Genomic DNA, 18,989 nt, shown 5'->3' on the forward strand with positions numbered 1-18,989 from the left:
TCGCGCCCATCGCCATGGAAGAAAAGCTCCGCTTCGCCATCCGCGAAGGCGGCCGCACCGTCGGCGCCGGCGTGGTTTCCAAGATCATCGAGTAATCTGCCTTTCGTGCAGGGGGAAAGGCCGCCCGTTCGGGCGGCCTTTTTCGTTTCGGTGAGCGGTTTTCCGCCATGCGGGGTCACATGTCGAAGACGCCACGCGCGGGAGCCCGCCCCCAGGCCGGAGCTATTTTGCTAGCGGGGCGGGGCGCGGAATTTCCAGGCGGTCCGCTCGCCCGGGTTGGCGCGGATCGCGGCGATCATCCGTTCGAACCGCGCGTCCTGGCCGAAGGCGGCCAACCGGGTACGTGCCGCGGCGACGCCCCCGGCGAGGTCGGCATCGGACAGATCCGCGCAGGCGGCCCGCGCCAGCGCCCGGTCGTCGGGGACACGGGTGCAGAGGAAGACCGCGCTTGCCTCGGGGCAGACCGCAAGCGGCACAAAACAGTCGGTAAGGCGTTCCATCTGTGCGGCCACCCAGGGCTGGCGCCAGTGGAAATGGTCTTGCTGGATGACCACCGAGGCGCCCGGGATCAGGCTGGGGAAGAACATCCGCGCGATCGCATCGGCCGTCCCGGCGGTCTTGGCCGCGTCGATGGCGAGAATCTCGATTGGCGCGCCGGTCCAGAGGTCGTCCTCGATCTCGCCGGGATGCAGTGTCACCAGATCCGTCCAGGGCGACAGCAGGTGCCGGGCCAGCGGCAGGATATCCTTGCCGGGAAAGGGCGCGATCCCCGCGGGATAGAGCAATCGTGCCTTCAGCCGTTCGGACGCGGTGAACCGGTCATAGGCATGCACGCGTGCACCGTGTCCTGCCTGGCGCCGCCCCTCGGCCAGCCGCGCGGTCGAGCCGCCCGCGAAGCAGCCCAGGTCGACGATGGCGCCAGCGCCCCGCGCCCAATCGCGCGCGAGCCAGAAATAGAGCCGCTGCTCGGCCGCGCTGAGCATTGTCGGCACGCGCCGCGCCGCGCCGGTCTCGTCAGGAGGCAGCGCCTCCCATGGCGCGGCGCTGAAGCGGGCGAGGGTATCGGAGGCTGGCACGGCGGTCATGCGCCCGGCCTAGCATCCGGGTTGGTGCGAAACCAGTGCGGTCGGCAAAAAGCGGTCTTGATTCCGGTGGCCTTGTGCCGTAATCGGGCGGTCGGCCTAGGGGTGTAGCTCAGTTGGTAGAGCATCGGTCTCCAAAACCGAGGGTCGGGGGTTCGAGTCCCTCCGCCCCTGCCAGGCCGTCTTCCCGGAAACGCCAGCGAAACGCCGAGGCGGCGCCCCATTCGCGCCACCCCCCGCGTGCGACAATCGGACTGTCCCGCGGCGCGTCTATGGCCGCGAAAGTCAGAATCATAACGTGGAGGGACGAGGAATGACCCGCTGGTTCAATTCGTTTGCAGTCTGGGCGGCCGTGCCGAGCCTGCTGCATGCCGGGGATGTGCCGGCGGCCAAGTGGCTGGTCGCGCCCACCGCCGAGCCGGCTGCGGCCGCAGACGTCCCCCCGATTGCCGCGTCGGTGACCGTAGATCCGCGTCTGATTTCCATGGCCTATGCCGCGCTGGCGCTGGCCGCCGGGCTCTTGCTGCTGGGCCGCCTGGTGGCGATCGCCCGCGCGCGCGGTTTCGTCTTGCCGAGGCTGTCGCCGGTACGCCTGCGCCGCCAGGACGACCCGCTGGAGCGGCTTGCGCAAGACGCGCGCCGCCGCTAGGCGGTCCCCGGCCCTTGCATTGCCGGCGCCGAGCGCGTATCTCGGCGCCGTTCGGCACGAGCAACAGGACCGTCAAGGCCATGGCAAATCCGCTTCAGTTCATCCAGCAGACCCGCTCGGAGATCTCCAAGGTCGTCTGGCCGACCCGGCGCGAGGTGGTCCTGACGACCATCATGGTTCTGGTCATGGCAACGCTGACGGCGATCTTCTTCTTCTTCGTCGACTGGATCATTCGGTCCGGGTTGCAGATGATCCTGGGGTATTTCGGCTGAGCAGGCCGGTTTTCCGGCAACCGGGCCTTGAAACAAGGGTTTTACCCCTGTAAGGCGAACCCTGCTCTGGGCTCCGGCGTGCAGCGATTCGGGTTGCGCGCTGTTTTTTGTTCCGGATAACGCAAGTCGCAACGAGAAAACGGCCCAAGGCCGGTGGACGCGAGGGAACGGGCAAGATGGCGAAGCGGTGGTATTCGGTGAGCGTACTCTCGAATTTCGAGAAGAAGGTTGCCGAACAGATCAAGCAAGCCGTTGCCGATGCCGGTCTCGAGGACGAGATCGAAGAGGTCCTGGTGCCGACCGAAGAAGTGCTCGAGATCCGCCGCGGCAAGAAGGTGACGACCGAGCGCCGGTTCATGCCCGGCTACGTGCTGGTGCGCATGGACATGACCGACCGCGGCTATCACCTGATCAACCAGATCAACCGCGTCACCGGGTTCCTCGGCCCCCAGGGCAAGCCGATGCCGATGCGCGACGAGGAGGTGAACCAGATCCTCAACCGCGTCGAGGAAGGCGAGGCGCAGCCGCGGTCGTTGATCACCTACGAGATCGGCGAGCATGTGAGCGTCACCGACGGGCCGTTCGAGGGGTTCTCGGGCATGGTCGAGGAGGTGGACGAGGACAACAACCGTCTCAAGGTGACGGTGTCGATCTTTGGCCGGGCAACCCCGGTCGAGCTGGAATTCACGCAGGTCTCGAAGGGGAACTGACGTGAGCGCGTGGGAGGCGAGCGGGCGCGCCCGCGGACCGCACCACTAAACCGATGCGCCGCCCTCGCGTGGGTCCGGCGCGGTGAGAAGAAGGAGATGGCCACATGGCCAAGAAAGTCATCGGCAAGCTGAAGCTGCAGGTCAAGGCAGGCCAGGCGACCCCGAGCCCGCCGGTCGGCCCCGCGCTGGGTCAGCGCGGCATCAACATCATGGAATTCTGCAAGGCGTTCAATGCCAAGACCCAGGACATGGAGCCCGGTGCCCCCTGCCCGACGGTAATCACCTACTACCAGGACAAGTCCTTCGCGATGGACATCAAGACGCCCCCGGCGTCCTACCTCCTCAAGAAGGCGGCGGGCCTGAAGCCGGTGGGCAAGCGCAACCGTGCCAAGGGGTCGACCAAGCCGGGCCGCGAAACGGCCGGCACCGTGACCGTGGCGCAGGTGCGCGAGATCGCCGAGACGAAGATGAAGGATCTGAGCGCCAACGACATCGAGGGCGCAATGCAGATCATTTTGGGGTCGGCCCGGTCGATGGGCATCGAGGTCAAGGGGTAAGCGCAATGGCGAAACATGGAAAACGTGTCCGCGCTGCGCGCGAAGCCGTGGCCGGCAAGGACAACCTGAGCGTCGAGGACGCGGTGGCGCTGATCAAGCAGAACGCCAGCGCCAAGTTCGACGAGACGATCGAGATCGCCATGAATCTTGGTGTCGATCCGCGCCACGCCGACCAGATGGTGCGCGGCGTGGTCACGCTGCCGAACGGCACCGGCAAGGACGTGCGCGTCGCCGTGTTTGCCCGGGGCCCCAAGGCTGACGAGGCCAAGGCGGCCGGTGCGGATATCGTGGGCGCCGAAGACCTGATGGAAACGATCCAGGGCGGCACGATCGAGTTCGACCGCTGCATCGCCACCCCGGACATGATGCCGATCGTCGGCCGGCTGGGGAAAATCCTCGGCCCGCGCAACCTGATGCCGAACCCCAAGGTCGGCACGGTGACGATGGACGTGGCCGAGGCGGTCAAGAATGCCAAGGGCGGCGAGGTGCAGTTCCGCGCCGAGAAGGCGGGTGTCGTGCATGCCGGTGTCGGCAAGGCATCGTTCGACGATGGCAAGCTTGTCGAGAACGTGCGCGCCTTCGTCGAGGCGGTCAGCCGCGCCAAGCCCTCGGGCGCCAAGGGCACCTATCTTCGCAAGGTGTCGCTGAGCTCCACCATGGGGCCGGGCGTGTCGGTCGACGTGACCTCTGCCACGGGCCATTGATTTCGGTGGGCTTCGGCCCACCATGACGAATTCCCGCGCCTTCGGGCGCGGGGATGACGGAGCGGAAACGCCCCGTCCTGTCCGAGACGGAGGGTGCGGCCGGGGTGACCCGGCAGCTTAATGTCCTTCCCGAGATGGGGAAACGAGACAGAATTCCGCGAAGGACTTTCCTTCGGGCGATCCTGGCCTCGGGACCTCACGGACCCGAACGCCGGACCATCGGTCCGGCAGACCTGAGCCGGGGGGCAACCCCCAATTTGGAGTAAAACTGTGGATAGAGCCCAGAAAGAGAAAGTGGTCGAGGAACTCGGCCAGATCTTCGAAAGCTCTGGCGTCGTGGTGGTTGCGCACTACGCGGGTCTCACGGTTGCCGAGATGCAGGACCTTCGCGCGCGCATGCGTGCCGCGGATGGTGCCGTACGCGTCGCCAAGAACAGGCTCGCCAAGATCGCCCTGGAAGGAAAGCCCTGCGAAAGCATCGCCAACCTTCTGACGGGCATGACCGTGCTCACCTATTCCGAAGACCCCGTGGCGGCAGCCAAGGTCGCGGAAGCCTTTGCCAAGGACAATCAGAAGTTCCAGATCCTTGGCGGGGCGATGGGTGGGACGGCCCTGGACCGGGCCGGTGTCAAGGCAGTGTCCGAAATGCCGTCGCGCGAGGAGCTTATCGCTTCGATCGTCGGCTGTATCGGCGCACCCGCCAGCAACATCGCCGGTGCCATTGGCGCGCCCGCTTCCAATATCGCAAGCATCCTCTCGACCATCGAGGAGCGTGCGGAAGCCGCTTGAGCAACTTCGTGACCCGCGTGAGGCAGGACCGCCCCGCGTTGGAACAGAACATGTGAAAGAACGGAACAGAAAATGGCTGATCTGAAGAAACTCGCCGAAGAGATCGTGAACCTCACGCTTCTCGAGGCCCAGGAACTGAAAACCATCCTGAAGGACGAATACGGCATCGAGCCCGCCGCGGGCGGCGCCGTGATGATGGCCGGCCCGGCCGCCGGTGGCGAAGCCGCCGCCGCGGAAGAGCAGACCGAGTTCGACGTGATCCTCAAGAACGCCGGTGCCAACAAGATCAACGTGATCAAGGAAGTCCGCGCGATCACCGGTCTTGGCCTCAAGGAAGCCAAGGATCTGGTCGAGGCTGGCGGCAAGGCCGTCAAGGAGCAGGTCTCCAAGGCCGAAGCCGAGGACATCAAGGGCAAGCTCGAAGCGGCCGGCGCCGAAGTCGAGCTCAAGTGATCCGGGCGCGGGCGTTGGCCCGCGATCCGTCTGGAAAAGGCTGGGTCCGGGGAAAACCCCGGGCCCGGCCGAACCTGTCTTGAAAAGGGCTTGATCGCCCGAGCCCTTTTCAAGGAGCGGTTCGAGGTTCGGGAGCGGCCGGTGGGACGGCCCGCAGGAATGGAACCTTACCCCCTTCATCGCGAGCGGCGCGCCACCGTGGCCCGACGGCTGGATGCGCCCGCGACAGACGAAAGGTGAGACCAAACATGGCGCAGAGCTACGTTGGCCAGAAACGACTCCGCAAATACTATGGCAAGATCCGCGAAGTGCTGGAGATGCCGAACCTCATCGAGGTCCAGAAATCCTCGTATGATCTGTTCCTGAATTCGGGCGACGGCCCGGTGCCCGCCGATGGCGACGGCATCCAGGGCGTGTTCCAGTCGGTCTTTCCGATCAAGGATTTCAACGAGACGGCGGTTCTGGAATTCGTCCGCTACGAATTGGAAAAGCCGAAATACGACGTCGACGAATGTCAACAGCGCGACATGACCTATGCCGCGCCGCTGAAGGTCACCCTGCGCCTGATCGTGTTCGATGTCGACGTGGATACCGGCGCCAAGTCGGTGAAGGACATCAAGGAGCAGGACGTGTTCATGGGCGACATGCCGCTCATGACCCAGAACGGCACGTTCATCGTGAACGGGACCGAGCGGGTGATCGTTTCCCAGATGCACCGCTCTCCTGGCGTGTTCTTCGACCATGACAAGGGCAAGACGCACAGCTCGGGCAAGCTGCTGTTCGCCTGCCGGATCATCCCCTATCGCGGTTCCTGGCTCGATTTCGAGTTCGACGCCAAGGACAATGTCTTCGCGCGTATCGACCGCCGCCGGAAACTGCCGGTCACCACGCTGCTCTATGCGCTGGGGTTGGACCAGGAAGGCATCATGGATGCCTATTACGAGACGGTCGAGTTCAAGCTTTCGAAGAACAAGGGCTGGGTCACCCGGTTCTTCCCCGAGCGGGCGCGCGGCACCCGGCCGACCTATGACCTGGTGGATGCCGCCACCGGCGAGGTGATCTGCAAGGCCGGTGACAAGGTCACGCCGCGGCAGGTCAAGAAGTTGATCGAAGAGGGGAAGGTCACCGAACTGCTGGTGCCCTTCGACCACATCATCGGCCGTTATGTTGCCAAGGACATCATCAACGAAGAGACCGGCGCGATCTATGTCGAGGCCGGCGACGAACTGACCTGGACGGTCGACAAGGATGGCGAGGTTTCCGGCGGCACGCTCAAGGCGCTGCTCGACGCCGGGATCACCGATATCCCGGTGCTCGACATCGACAACATCAATGTTGGCCCGTACATCCGCAACACCATGGCGATGGACAAGAACATGGGCCGCGACACCGCGCTGATGGACATCTATCGCGTGATGCGCCCGGGCGAGCCGCCCACCGTCGAGGCCGCCACGATCCTGTTCGACGCGCTGTTCTTCGATTCAGAGCGCTATGACCTGTCGGCCGTGGGCCGGGTCAAGATGAACATGCGTCTCAACCTCGATGCGCCCGACACCCAGCGCACGCTGCGCCGCGACGACATCATCGCCTGCATCAAGGCGCTGGTGGAACTGCGTGACGGCAAGGGCGAGATCGACGACATCGACCACCTGGGCAACCGCCGGGTGCGGTCGGTCGGCGAACTGATGGAGAACCAGTATCGCGTGGGTCTGCTGCGGATGGAGCGCGCGATCAAGGAACGCATGTCGTCCGTCGAGATCGACACCGTCATGCCGCAGGACCTGATCAACGCCAAACCGGCCGCGGCCGCCGTGCGCGAGTTCTTCGGCTCGTCGCAGTTGTCGCAGTTCATGGACCAGACCAACCCGCTGTCGGAAGTCACCCACAAGCGACGCCTGTCGGCCCTTGGGCCGGGTGGTCTGACCCGCGAACGCGCCGGCTTCGAGGTGCGCGACGTCCATCCGACGCATTATGGCCGGATGTGCCCGATCGAGACGCCGGAAGGCCCGAACATCGGCCTGATCAACAGCCTCGCGACCTTTGCGCGGGTGAACAAGTACGGCTTCATCGAGACCCCCTATCGCCGGGTGAAGGGCGCGCAGGTGACCGACGATGTCATCTATATGTCCGCCACCGAAGAGATGCGCCATACCGTCGCCCAGGCGAACGCGCATCTCGACGGCGAGGGCCGGTTCGAGAACGAATTGGTGAACACCCGCCAGTCGGGCGAATACACCATGGCGCCGCGCGAGAATGTCGACCTGATCGACGTGTCGCCGAAACAGCTGGTCTCGGTCGCGGCCTCGCTGATCCCGTTCCTGGAAAACGACGACGCCAACCGCGCGCTGATGGGGTCGAACATGCAGCGCCAGGCGGTGCCGCTGTTGCAGGCGGATGCGCCCTTCGTGGGCACCGGCATCGAGTCCAAGGTGGCGATCGACTCGGGCGCTGCCATCCAGGCACGGCGCGCGGGTATCATCGACCAGGTGGACGCCACCCGGATCGTGGTGCGCGCCACCGAGGATCTGGAACCGGGCGATCCGGGCGTCGACATCTACCGTCTGCGCAAGTTCCAGCGGTCGAACCAGAACACCTGCATCAACCAGAAACCGCTGGTGAAGGTGGGCGACACGGTCGCCAAGGGCGAGGTGGTCGCCGACGGCCCCTCGACCGACATGGGCGAGCTTGCGCTCGGCAAGAACGTGATCGTCGCGTTCATGCCCTGGAACGGCTACAACTACGAGGACTCGATCCTGATCTCGGAACGCATCGCGCGCGATGACGTGTTCACCTCGATCCATATCGAGGAATTCGAGGTCGCGGCCCGCGACACCAAACTCGGACCCGAGGAAATCACCCGCGACATCCCGAACGTGGGCGAAGAGGCGCTGCGCAATCTCGACGAGGCGGGCATCGTCTATATCGGCGCCGAGGTCGGCCCGGGCGACATCCTGGTGGGCAAGATCACCCCCAAGGGCGAAAGCCCGATGACGCCCGAGGAAAAACTGCTGCGCGCGATCTTCGGCGAGAAGGCGTCGGATGTGCGCGATACCTCGCTGCGCCTGCCGCCGGGGGATTACGGCACCGTTGTCGAGGTGCGCGTGTTCAACCGGCACGGCGTCGACAAGGACGAACGGGCGCTGCAGATCGAGCGGGAAGAGGTCGAAAGCCTTGCCCGCGACCGCGACGACGAGCTGGCGATCCTCGAGCGCAACATCTATGCGCGCCTCAAGTCGATGATCCTGGGCAAGACCGCCGTGAAGGGGCCGAAAGGGGTTCCGGCAAATGCCGAGATCACCGAGGCGCTGCTGGAGACCCTGTCCAAGGGGCAATGGTGGCAACTCGCCCTGGCCGACGAGACGGACGCGGCCCAGGTCGAGGCGCTGAATGCCCAGTTCGAGGCGCAGAAACGCGCGCTCGACCACCGCTTCGAGGACAAGGTCGAAAAGGTGCGCCGCGGCGACGACCTGCCGCCCGGCGTGATGAAGATGGTCAAGGTCTTCATTGCGGTCAAACGCAAGCTGCAGCCCGGCGACAAGATGGCCGGCCGCCACGGCAACAAGGGCGTCGTGTCCAAGGTGGTGCCGATGGAGGACATGCCGTTCCTGAGCGACGGCACGCCGGTCGACCTGGTGCTGAACCCGCTGGGCGTGCCCTCGCGGATGAACGTGGGCCAGATCCTGGAAACCCACATGGGCTGGGCCGCGCGCGGCCTGGGGATCCGGATCGACGACGCGCTGGGCGAATACCGCCGCTCGGGCGACCTGACCCCGGTGCGCGAGGCGATGCGGCTGGCCTATGGCGACGATGTCTACGAGGAAGGCATCAAGGACATGGACGAGGCAACCCTCGTCGAGTCCGCCTCGACCGTGACCCGCGGCGTGCCGATCGCGACGCCGGTCTTCGACGGCGCCAAGGAGGCCGACGTGAACGACGCGCTGACGCGCGCGGGCTTTGACACGTCGGGCCAGTCGGTGCTGTTCGACGGCCGGAGTGGCGAGCGGTTCGCGCGCCCCGTGACCGTGGGCGTCAAGTACCTGCTGAAACTGCATCACCTGGTGGACGACAAGATCCACGCGCGCTCGACCGGGCCCTACAGCCTGGTCACCCAGCAGCCGCTGGGCGGCAAGGCCCAGTTCGGCGGCCAGCGCTTCGGCGAGATGGAGGTCTGGGCGCTGGAAGCCTATGGCGCCGCCTACACCCTGCAGGAGATGCTGACGGTGAAGTCGGACGACGTGGCAGGCCGGACCAAGGTCTACGAGTCGATCGTCAAGGGCGAGGACAACTTCGAGGCCGGCGTGCCGGAATCCTTCAACGTTCTGGTGAAGGAAGTCCGCGGCCTCGGGCTGAACATGGAACTCCTGGATGCGGAGGAAGACGAGTAGGGCCCGCGCCCGATGGTGGGTTGGCACCCACCCTACGCAAGCGTCGTAGGGTGGGTGAAACCCACCGCTCGTTCTCCCTTCCGCCAGCCTTTCAAGGATTGAGACATGAACCAGGAACTGACCACCAACCCCTTCAACCCGCTCGCCGCGCCCAAGCAGTTCGACGAGATCAAGGTCTCGCTGGCCTCGCCCGAACGCATCCTCAGCTGGTCCTACGGCGAGATCAAGAAGCCCGAAACGATCAACTACCGCACGTTCAAGCCCGAGCGTGACGGGTTGTTCTGCGCCCGCATCTTCGGGCCGATCAAGGATTACGAGTGCCTGTGCGGCAAGTACAAGCGCATGAAGTATCGCGGCGTCGTCTGCGAGAAATGCGGCGTCGAGGTGACGCTGCAAAAGGTCCGGCGCGAGCGCATGGGCCATATCGAACTGGCCGCGCCGGTGGCGCATATCTGGTTCCTGAAATCGCTGCCCTCCCGCATCGGCCTGATGCTGGACATGACGCTGCGCGATCTGGAGCGCGTCCTCTACTTCGAGAACTACGTCGTCACCGAACCTGGTCTGACGGATCTGTCCTATGGCCAGTTGCTGACCGAGGAAGACTATCTCGACGCTCAGGACCAGTACGGCACCGACGCCTTCCAAGCCAATATCGGCGCCGAGGCGATCCGCGAGATGCTGGCCGCGATCGACCTTGAGGCCGATGCCGAGAAGCTGCGCGAAGAGCTGAAAGAGGCCACCGGCGAACTGAAGCCCAAGAAGATCATCAAGCGGCTGAAGGTCGTCGAGAGCTTCTTGGAATCGGGCAACCGCCCCGAGTGGATGGTGCTGACGGTGATCCCGGTGATCCCGCCGGAACTGCGCCCGCTGGTGCCGCTGGACGGCGGCCGTTTTGCGACCTCGGACCTGAACGATCTGTATCGCCGGGTCATCAACCGGAACAACCGTCTCAAGCGGCTGATCGAACTGCGTGCGCCCGATATCATCGTGCGCAACGAAAAGCGGATGCTGCAAGAGGCGGTGGACGCGCTGTTCGACAACGGCCGCCGCGGCCGGGTCATCACCGGCGCGAACAAGCGCCCGCTGAAATCGCTGTCCGACATGCTCAAGGGCAAGCAGGGCCGGTTCCGCCAGAACCTTCTGGGCAAGCGCGTGGACTTCTCGGGCCGTTCGGTCATCGTGACCGGGCCGGAACTCAAGCTGCACCAGTGCGGGTTGCCGAAGAAGATGGCGCTCGAACTCTTCAAGCCGTTCATCTACTCGCGGCTTGAGGCCAAGGGCCTGTCCAGCACCGTCAAGCAGGCCAAGAAGCTGGTCGAGAAGGAGCGCCCCGAGGTCTGGGACATCCTCGACGAAGTGATCCGCGAGCATCCCGTGCTGCTGAACCGCGCGCCGACGCTGCACCGTCTGGGCATCCAGGCGTTCGAGCCGATCCTGATCGAGGGCAAGGCGATCCAGCTTCACCCGCTGGTCTGCTCGGCCTTCAACGCCGACTTCGATGGCGACCAGATGGCCGTCCACGTTCCGCTTTCGCTGGAAGCCCAGCTGGAAGCGCGCGTGCTGATGATGTCGACGAACAACGTGCTGTCGCCCGCCAACGGCGCGCCTATCATCGTGCCGTCGCAGGACATGGTGCTCGGCCTCTACTACATCTCGATGGAGCGCCAGGGCATGAAGGGCGAGGGAATGGCCTTTGCCGACGTGGACGAGGTGCAGCACGCGCTGGACGCGGGCGAGGTGCATCTGCATGCCCGCGTGACCGCCCGGATCAAGCAGATCGACGCGCATGGCAACGAGGTGCTGCAACGGTTCGAGACGACCCCCGGCCGGGTGCGTCTGGGCGCGCTGCTGCCCTTGAACGCAAAGGCCCCCTTCGAACTGGTCAACCGCCTGCTGCGCAAGAAGGAAGTGCAGCAGGTCATCGACACCGTCTACCGCTATTGCGGCCAGAAGGAATCGGTCATCTTCTGCGACCAGATCATGTCGATGGGCTTCAAGGAGGCATTCAAGGCCGGGATTTCGTTCGGCAAGGACGACATGGTCATTCCGGACTCGAAATGGACCATCGTCGAGGGCGTGCGTGACCAGGTCAAGGAATTCGAACAGCAATACATGGACGGCCTGATCACCCAGGGTGAGAAGTACAACAAGGTCGTCGATGCCTGGTCGAAATGTTCCGACGAGGTGGCCGCCGCGATGATGGCGGAAATCTCGGCCGTGCGCATTGACGATGCCGGCGCCGAGAAGGAGCCGAACTCGGTCTACATGATGTCCCACTCGGGCGCGCGGGGTTCGCCCGCCCAGATGAAGCAGCTGGGCGGCATGCGCGGCCTGATGGCCAAGCCGTCGGGCGAGATCATCGAGACGCCGATCATCTCGAACTTCAAGGAAGGCCTGACCGTTCTTGAATACTTCAACTCGACTCACGGCGCCCGCAAGGGTCTGGCCGATACCGCGCTCAAGACCGCGAACTCGGGCTACCTGACCCGGCGTCTGGTGGACGTCGCGCAGGACTGCATCGTGCGCCAGAACGACTGCGGCACCGACAAGGCGATCACCTGCGAGGCGGCCGTCAACGACGGTGAAGTGGTGGCGACGCTTGCCGAACGCCTGCTCGGCCGGGTTTCAGCCGATGACGTGCTTCGGCCCGGCACCGACGAGGTGCTGGTCAGCCGCAACGAACTGATCGACGAGCGCAAGGCCGACGCGATCGAGAAGGCGGGCGTGGCCACCGTGCGCATCCGCAGCCCGCTGACCTGCGAGGCCGAGGAGGGCGTCTGCGCGGCCTGCTACGGGCGTGACCTTGCCCGGGGCACCATGGTGAACGTCGGCGAGGCGGTGGGCATCATCGCCGCCCAGTCGATCGGCGAGCCGGGCACCCAGCTGACGATGCGGACCTTCCACATCGGCGGCATTGCCCAGGGCGGCCAGCAGTCGTTCCAGGAAGCCAGCCAGGAGGGCAAGGTCGAGTTCCGCAACCCGAACCTGCTGAAGAACGCCGCGGGCGACCAGATCGTGATGGGCCGCAACATGCAGCTTGCGATCATCGACGAGAACGGCGTCGAGCGGGCGAGCTTCAAGACCGGCTATGGCACCAAGGTCTTCGTGGCCGAGGGCGCCATGGTCAAGCGCGGCGACAAGCTGTTCGAATGGGATCCCTACACCCTGCCGATCATCGCCGAGAAGGCGGGCATCGCCCGGTTCGTCGACCTCGTCACCGGCATCTCGGTGCGCGAGGATACCGACGATGCCACCGGCATGACCCAGAAGATCGTGTCCGACTGGCGCACCGCGCCGCGCGGCAACGATCTGAAGCCCGAGATCATCATCGTCGATCCGGCGACCGGCGAGCCCGTGCGCAACGAGCAGGGCAACCCGGTCACCTATCCGATGTCGGTCGATGCGATCCTGTCGGTCGAGGACCAGCAGGAGATCCGGGCCGGCGACGTGGTGGCGCGTATCCCGCGCGAGGGCGCCAAGACCAAGGACATCACCGGCGGTCTGCCGCGGGTGGCGGAACTGTTCGAGGCGCGCCGTCCCAAGGACCACGCGATCATCGCCGAGATCGACGGCTATGTGCGGTTCGGCCGCGACTACAAGAACAAGCGCCGGATCACGATCGAGCCCGCGGATGACACCATGGAGCCGGTCGAATACATGGTTCCCAAGGGCAAGCACATCCCCGTGCAGGAGGGCGATTTCGTCCAGAAGGGCGACTACATCATGGACGGCAACCCCGCGCCGCATGACATCCTCGCCATCATGGGGGTCGAGGCGCTGGCCGATTACATGATCGACGAGGTGCAGGAGGTCTATCGCCTGCAGGGCGTGAAGATCAACGACAAGCACATCGAGGTGATCGTCCGCCAGATGCTGCAGAAGTGGGAGATCCTCGAGTCCGGCGACACCACGCTTCTGAAGGGCGAACATGTCGACAAGGCCGAACTGGAAGAAGCCAACGAAAAGGTGATGGCCAAGGGTGGGCGTCCCGCCGAAGGCCAGCCGATCCTGCTGGGCATCACCAAGGCGTCGCTCCAGACCCGGTCCTTCATCTCGGCCGCGTCCTTCCAGGAGACGACGCGGGTGCTGACCGAGGCGGCCGTGCAGGGCAAGCGCGACAAGCTGGTGGGCCTCAAGGAGAACGTCATCGTCGGCCGGCTGATCCCGGCGGGTACCGGCGGGGCCAGCCAGCGCGTGCGCCGCATCGCGGCCGAGCGCGATCAGAAGGTGATCGAGGCGCGTCAGGCCGAGGCCGAGGCCGCCGCGGCGCTGGTCGCCCCGATGGATACGTTCGGCGATATCGACGAGGACGATTTCGGCCTCGTCGAGACCCCGGAAAGCCGCGAGGAATAGGCGGCCTTCCCGTCGAGACAGGCGCCCCCGCCAGCGATGGCGGGGGCGTTTTCGTCTGGTGAGTGGGCGATGCACGGACGACGGGCGCCCCACGGAGTCGCGGGCTCACCCCGTTGCGCCGCCGTTCCCGTCGCGGATCTGCGCCGTGATCGCGGCCTTGTCGATGATCGACCACACCTGCCTGATCTTGCCGCCGGTGAACCTGTAGAAGACGTTTTCGTCGAACCTCACGCGCTTGCCGTCCACCGGAAGATCGAAAAGCGATCCGATGGGGGTGCAGTCGAAATGCAGGCGCGCGGCGATGCAGGGCGGCTGGGACACGATCAACCCGATGTTGAAGCGAAGGTCCGGAATGGCGCGAAAATCGCCCTCGAGCATGTCCCGATACCCCGGCAGGCCGATCCGGTTCTCATTGTGTTCAACGTCATCATGGACAAATTCGCCCAATCGGCCCCAGTCCTGAGTGTTCAGGCAGTCAATATATCCATTGTAGATGTCCGACAGGTCTTGCGGCGTCATCGGACCCTCCTGGCAGCCCGCGCCACCCATCTTCACGCGCGCCGGGTCCCAGCGCAAGCATCCGTCGGCGAAGCTCCGCCTCGTCCGGCACCGCTGCCGCCCGCTCTGGACGCAAACGGCGCTTTTCCTTTCCGGCGTTCCTGCTAATGGCGGACGCATGGTTCCGTTGTCCGACAACATGCGCGGTGCGGCCCTGATGATGGGCAGCATGGCCGCCTTCACCTTCAACGACGCCTGCATGAAGGCGGCGTCGGACGAGGTTCCGTTCTTCCAGGCGCTGTTCGTCAGGGGCTGCGGCACGATCCTTCTGCTGCTGGTGCTTTCCCGGGTGATGGGGTCGCTGCGCCTGCGGCTGTCCCGCCGCGACTGGGGGTTGATCTGCGTCCGGACGCTGGCCGAGACCGGCGCGGCCTATTTCTTCATCTCGGCGCTGTTCAACATGCCGCTCGCCAACGTGACCGCGATTCTCCAGGCGGTGCCGCTGGCCGTTACCCTGGCCGGGGCGCTGTTTCTGGGCGAGGCGGTCGGCTGGCGGCGCTGGCTGGCGATCGGAATCGGTTTTGGCGGGGTGTTGCTCATCGTCCGGCCGGGAACCGAGGGGTTCAACGTCTTCTCGGTCTACGCCCTGATCTCGGTCGGCTGCGTGACGCTGCGCGACCTCGTCACGCGGCGGCTGTCGGGCGGGGTGCCGTCGATGACCGTGGCGCTGTCGGCGGCGCTGGGTGTCACGCTTTTCGCCGGGCTTGGCGCGGCCGGGACCGACTGGGTGCCGCTTGGGGCAAGGCCTGGGCTGCAGCTTGCGGGGGCCACCGTTTTCGTGATCTGCGGCTATATCTTCTCGATCATGGCCATGCGGGTGGGCGAGGTCGCGGTAGTGGCGCCTTTTCGCTATACCGCGCTGATCTGGGCGCTGCTTCTGGGGGCGGCGGTGTTCGGCGACTGGCCCTCGGGGGTGACGCTGGTGGGGGCGGCCATCGTGGTGGCGACCGGGATCTTCACCTTCTACCGCGAACGTCGACTGGCACGTCCGGGTCCGGTTCCTCTGCGTCTGCGCTGAGCGCGTCGCCGGGATCGCTGTTGACAACCCTTCCGACTCCCCATATACGGCGTCCACCTCGGGTCGGCGGCCCTGTCCGCCCGTGCCTGAAATCAGAACTGAAGTGGTCACGATCCGGGCCCACGGCCCCGATCCTCTGGAATTCCACCGCGTCGGTCCCGCAAGAGCGGACCGCATGCGGTTTGCGCGTTTTGTGGACGCACGAAGCGCATGAGACGAGATTTGAACGGGTTGCAACACGGGGAACCGGAATGCCGACAATCCAGCAGCTGATCCGCAAGCCGCGGCAGCCGAAAGTGAAACGCCAGAAGTCCCAGCACCTGCAGGGTTGCCCGCAGAAGCGGGGCGTCTGCACGCGCGTCTATACCACCACGCCGAAGAAGCCGAACTCGGCCATGCGGAAGGTTGCCAAGGTGCGCCTCACCAACGGGTTCGAGGTGATCAGCTACATCCCCGGCGAAAGCCACAACCTTCAGGAACACTCGGTCGTGCTGATCCGCGGCGGCCGGGTCAAGGACCTTCCGGGTGTCCGCTACCACATCCTGCGTGGTGTGCTGGATACCCAGGGCGTCAAAGACCGCAAGCAGCGCCGCTCGAAATACGGCGCCAAGCGTCCGAAGTAAGGAGAGACGTCTATGTCCCGTCGTCACGCTGCCGAGAAGCGCGAAGTTCTGCCCGACGCCAAGTATGGTGACCGGGTTCTGACGAAATTCATGAACAACCTGATGGTCGACGGCAAGAAATCGGTCGCCGAGCGCATCGTCTACAATGCGCTCGAACGGGTCGAGAGCCGTCTCAAGCGGTCGGCGGTCGAGGTGTTCCGCGACGCGCTGGACAACGTCAAGCCCTCGGTCGAGGTGCGCTCGCGCCGCGTCGGCGGTGCGACCTATCAGGTGCCGGTCGAGGTGCGCCCCGAGCGCCGAGAGGCGCTGGCAATCCGCTGGCTGATCGACGCCAGCCGCAAGCGCAACGAGAACACCATGGAAGAACGCCTCGCCGGCGAAGTGGTCGACGCGGCGCAATCCCGCGGCACGGCGGTCAAGAAGCGCGAAGATACTCACAAGATGGCCGACGCCAACAAGGCGTTCAGCCACTACCGCTGGTAACAGACAAGGCCGGGAACCGAGATCATGGCACGCGAATACCCCCTTCAGCGCTACCGCAACTTCGGTATCATGGCGCATATCGACGCCGGCAAGACGACGACGACCGAGCGTATCCTCTACTACACCGGCAAGTCCCACAAGATCGGCGAGGTGCATGACGGCGCCGCGACGATGGACTGGATGGAACAGGAGCAGGAACGCGGCATCACCATCACGTCGGCCGCGACCACGACCTTCTGGCAGCGCCAGGAGGATCCGACCGCCGAGGGCACGTCGGACACCAAGTTCCGGTTCAATATCATCGACACCCCCGGCCACGTCGACTTCACCATCGAGGTCGAGCGCTCGCTCGCCGTGCTCGACGGCGCGATCTGCCTGCTGGATGCCAATGCCGGTGTCGAGCCGCAGACCGAAACGGTGTGGCGCCAGGCCGACCGCTACAAGGTTCCGCGCATTGTCTTCGTCAACAAGATGGACAAGATCGGCGCCGATTTCTTCAACTGCGTGAAGATGATCAAGGACCGCACCGGGGCCACGCCCGCGCCGATCGCGCTGCCGATCGGGGCCGAGGACCAGCTCGAGGGGATCATCGACCTGATCTCGATGGAAGAGTGGACCTGGAAGGGCGAGGATCTGGGTGCCTCCTGGACCCGCCAGCCGATCCGTGACGAGTTGAAGGACCTGGCCGACGAATGGCGCGCCACGCTGGTCGAGCTTGCCGTCGAGCAGGACGATGCCGCGATGGAAGCCTATCTCGAAGGCAACGAGCCCGACGAGGCCACCCTGCGCAAGCTGATCCGCAAGGGCACGCTCAGCCTGTCCTTCGTGCCGGTGACCGCGGGGTCCGCCTTCAAGAACAAGGGCGTCCAGCCGCTCTTGAACTCGGTGATCGACTTCCTGCCCTCGCCGCTCGACGTGCCGGCCTACATGGGCTTTGCTCCGGGCGACGAGACCGAGACCCGCAATATCGAGCGGTCGGCCGATGACGCCCAGCCCTTCGCGGGCCTCGCGTTCAAGATCATGAACGACCCGTTCGTCGGCTCGCTCACCTTCACGCGGCTCTATTCCGGTCAGCTCAAGAAGGGCGACCAGATGCTGAACGCGACCAAGGGCAAGCGCGAGCGCGTCGGCCGGATGATGATGATGCACTCGAACAACCGCGAGGAAATCGACGAGGCCTTCGCAGGCGACATCATCGCGCTGGCCGGTCTTAAGGAGACCACCACGGGCGACACGCTGTGCGATGCGGCCAAGCCGGTGGTCCTGGAAACCATGACCTTCCCCGAGCCGGTGATCGAGATCGCGGTCGAACCCAAGACCAAGGCCGACCAGGAAAAGATGGCCCAGGCGCTGCAGCGTCTGGCCGCCGAGGACCCGTCCTTCCGCGTCGAGACCGACATCGAGTCGGGCCAGACCATCATGAAGGGCATGGGCGAACTTCACCTCGACATCCTTGTCGACCGCATGAAGCGCGAGTTCAAGGTCGAGGCGAATATCGGTGCGCCCCAGGTCGCCTATCGCGAGACGATCAGCCACAAGGCCGAAATCGACTATACGCACAAGAAGCAGACCGGCGGCTCGGGCCAGTTCGCCCGCATCAAGCTGGTGATCGAGCCGACCACCCCGGGTGAAGGCTACAGCTTCGAGAGCAAGATCGTCGGCGGCTCGGTGCCGAAGGAATACATCCCCGGCGTCGAGAAGGGTATCCAGTCTGTGATGGATTCGGGGCCGCTTGCGGGCTTCCCGGTGATCGACTTCAAGGTTGCGCTGGTGGACGGCGCCTACCACGACGTCGACTCGTCGGTCCTCGCCTTCGAGATCGCCTCGCGTGCCGCGATGCGCGACGGTCTCAAGAAGGCCGGCGCCAAGCTGCTCGAGCCGATCATGAAGGTCGAGGTGGTGACGCCCGAGGAATATACCAGCGGCATCATCGGGGATCTCACCAGTCGGCGCGGCCAGGTGCAGGGCCAGGACACCCGCGGCAACGCGAATGTCATCAACGCCTATGTCCCGCTCGCCAACATGTTCGGCTACATCAACACCCTGCGCTCGATGTCCTCGGGCCGTGCGCAGTTCACGATGCAGTTCGACCATTACGAGCCGGTGCCGCAGAACATCAGCGACGAGATCCAGGCGAAATACGCCTGATGCAGCAAGGCGCCCCGGCCATGAGCCGGGGCCCCGGTGAACACGCAATCGCGGCGAGACCCCGGATCAGCTCCAGGGCGGGCGTCGGACAGTAAAAAAGGAAGCGCTATCATGGCGAAGGCAAAATTCGAACGGACGAAACCGCACGTGAACATCGGGACGATTGGTCACGTGGATCATGGCAAGACGACATTGACGGCTGCGA

The 18,989-nt window shown here is 65.0% G+C and carries 17 protein-coding genes and 1 tRNA gene; 16 read left to right on the plus strand and 2 right to left on the minus strand.

Annotation, left to right across the window (positions count from 1 at the left end):
• On the plus strand, window positions 1-95 hold a 95-nt coding region (locus EV655_RS17830; RefSeq protein WP_132546659.1), incomplete at its 5' end, for an EF-Tu C-terminal domain-related protein.
• A gap of 135 nt (window positions 96-230) precedes the next feature.
• Here the strand turns inward: EV655_RS17830 and EV655_RS17835 are convergent.
• Window positions 231-1,085, minus strand: coding sequence for a class I SAM-dependent methyltransferase (locus tag EV655_RS17835; protein WP_132546709.1), 855 nt, complete (start codon window positions 1,083-1,085; stop codon window positions 231-233).
• 98 nt (window positions 1,086-1,183) lie between these two features.
• On the opposite strand from EV655_RS17835, the gene EV655_RS17840 reads away from it, so the two are divergent.
• From EV655_RS17840 to rpoC, 10 genes are all read left to right on the plus strand, one after another.
• Window positions 1,184-1,259, plus strand: a tRNA-Trp gene (locus EV655_RS17840).
• A gap of 136 nt (window positions 1,260-1,395) precedes the next feature.
• Complete coding sequence (locus EV655_RS17845) at window positions 1,396-1,731, plus strand: hypothetical protein (RefSeq protein ID WP_132546710.1); 336 nt, start codon at window positions 1,396-1,398, stop codon at window positions 1,729-1,731.
• Between the two features lie 80 nt (window positions 1,732-1,811).
• Window positions 1,812-2,003 carry a preprotein translocase subunit SecE gene (secE, locus tag EV655_RS17850; RefSeq protein WP_132546711.1) on the plus strand — a complete coding sequence of 64 codons (192 nt, stop codon included), beginning with the start codon at window positions 1,812-1,814 and terminating at the stop codon, window positions 2,001-2,003.
• Between the two features lie 176 nt (window positions 2,004-2,179).
• On the plus strand, window positions 2,180-2,713 hold the full coding sequence (nusG, locus tag EV655_RS17855) for a transcription termination/antitermination protein NusG (protein WP_132546712.1): 534 nt from the start codon (window positions 2,180-2,182) through the stop codon (window positions 2,711-2,713).
• Window positions 2,714-2,817: 104 nt separating this feature from the next.
• Window positions 2,818-3,270, plus strand: a complete 453-nt coding sequence (gene rplK, locus EV655_RS17860) for a 50S ribosomal protein L11 (RefSeq protein ID WP_132546713.1) — start codon at window positions 2,818-2,820, stop codon at window positions 3,268-3,270.
• A 5-nt stretch (window positions 3,271-3,275) separates the two neighbouring features.
• On the plus strand, window positions 3,276-3,974 hold the full coding sequence (gene rplA, locus EV655_RS17865) for a 50S ribosomal protein L1 (protein ID WP_132546714.1): 699 nt from the start codon (window positions 3,276-3,278) through the stop codon (window positions 3,972-3,974).
• Between the two features lie 270 nt (window positions 3,975-4,244).
• Window positions 4,245-4,763: a 50S ribosomal protein L10 gene (rplJ, locus tag EV655_RS17870; RefSeq protein ID WP_132546715.1), complete on the plus strand. Its 519-nt coding sequence runs from the start codon at window positions 4,245-4,247 to the stop codon at window positions 4,761-4,763.
• Between the two features lie 72 nt (window positions 4,764-4,835).
• Complete coding sequence (gene rplL / locus EV655_RS17875) at window positions 4,836-5,216, plus strand: 50S ribosomal protein L7/L12 (protein ID WP_132546716.1); 381 nt, start codon at window positions 4,836-4,838, stop codon at window positions 5,214-5,216.
• Window positions 5,217-5,464: 248 nt separating this feature from the next.
• Entirely contained in the window at window positions 5,465-9,601 is a 4,137-nt protein-coding gene (gene rpoB, locus EV655_RS17880; protein WP_132546717.1) for a DNA-directed RNA polymerase subunit beta, read from the plus strand.
• A 105-nt stretch (window positions 9,602-9,706) separates the two neighbouring features.
• A complete protein-coding gene (gene rpoC / locus EV655_RS17885) occupies window positions 9,707-13,954 on the plus strand; it encodes a DNA-directed RNA polymerase subunit beta' (protein ID WP_132546718.1) in 4,248 nt (1,415 codons plus the stop codon).
• 105 nt (window positions 13,955-14,059) lie between these two features.
• Here rpoC and EV655_RS17890 read toward each other — a convergent pair whose 3' ends face one another.
• Window positions 14,060-14,683, minus strand: coding sequence for an ester cyclase (locus EV655_RS17890; RefSeq protein WP_243645142.1), 624 nt, complete (start codon window positions 14,681-14,683; stop codon window positions 14,060-14,062).
• On the opposite strand from EV655_RS17890, the gene EV655_RS17895 reads away from it, so the two are divergent.
• The 5 genes from EV655_RS17895 to EV655_RS17915 all read left to right on the plus strand — a co-directional run.
• Window positions 14,652-15,530: a DMT family transporter gene (locus tag EV655_RS17895; protein WP_243645143.1), complete on the plus strand. Its 879-nt coding sequence runs from the start codon at window positions 14,652-14,654 to the stop codon at window positions 15,528-15,530. The two genes, EV655_RS17890 and EV655_RS17895, sit on opposite strands and share 32 nt — an antisense overlap.
• A gap of 251 nt (window positions 15,531-15,781) precedes the next feature.
• Complete coding sequence (gene rpsL, locus EV655_RS17900) at window positions 15,782-16,153, plus strand: 30S ribosomal protein S12 (protein ID WP_132546720.1); 372 nt, start codon at window positions 15,782-15,784, stop codon at window positions 16,151-16,153.
• 12 nt (window positions 16,154-16,165) lie between these two features.
• Window positions 16,166-16,636: a 30S ribosomal protein S7 gene (gene rpsG / locus EV655_RS17905; RefSeq protein WP_132546721.1), complete on the plus strand. Its 471-nt coding sequence runs from the start codon at window positions 16,166-16,168 to the stop codon at window positions 16,634-16,636.
• A gap of 24 nt (window positions 16,637-16,660) precedes the next feature.
• Complete coding sequence (gene fusA / locus EV655_RS17910) at window positions 16,661-18,784, plus strand: elongation factor G (protein ID WP_132546722.1); 2,124 nt, start codon at window positions 16,661-16,663, stop codon at window positions 18,782-18,784.
• Between the two features lie 111 nt (window positions 18,785-18,895).
• A partial coding sequence (locus EV655_RS17915) for a GTP-binding protein (RefSeq protein WP_023878051.1) occupies window positions 18,896-18,989 on the plus strand: 94 nt, incomplete at its 3' end.

Origin of the sequence: Rhodovulum euryhalinum, from assembly GCF_004342445.1 — a bacterium.
GTDB lineage: Bacteria > Pseudomonadota > Alphaproteobacteria > Rhodobacterales > Rhodobacteraceae > Rhodovulum > Rhodovulum euryhalinum.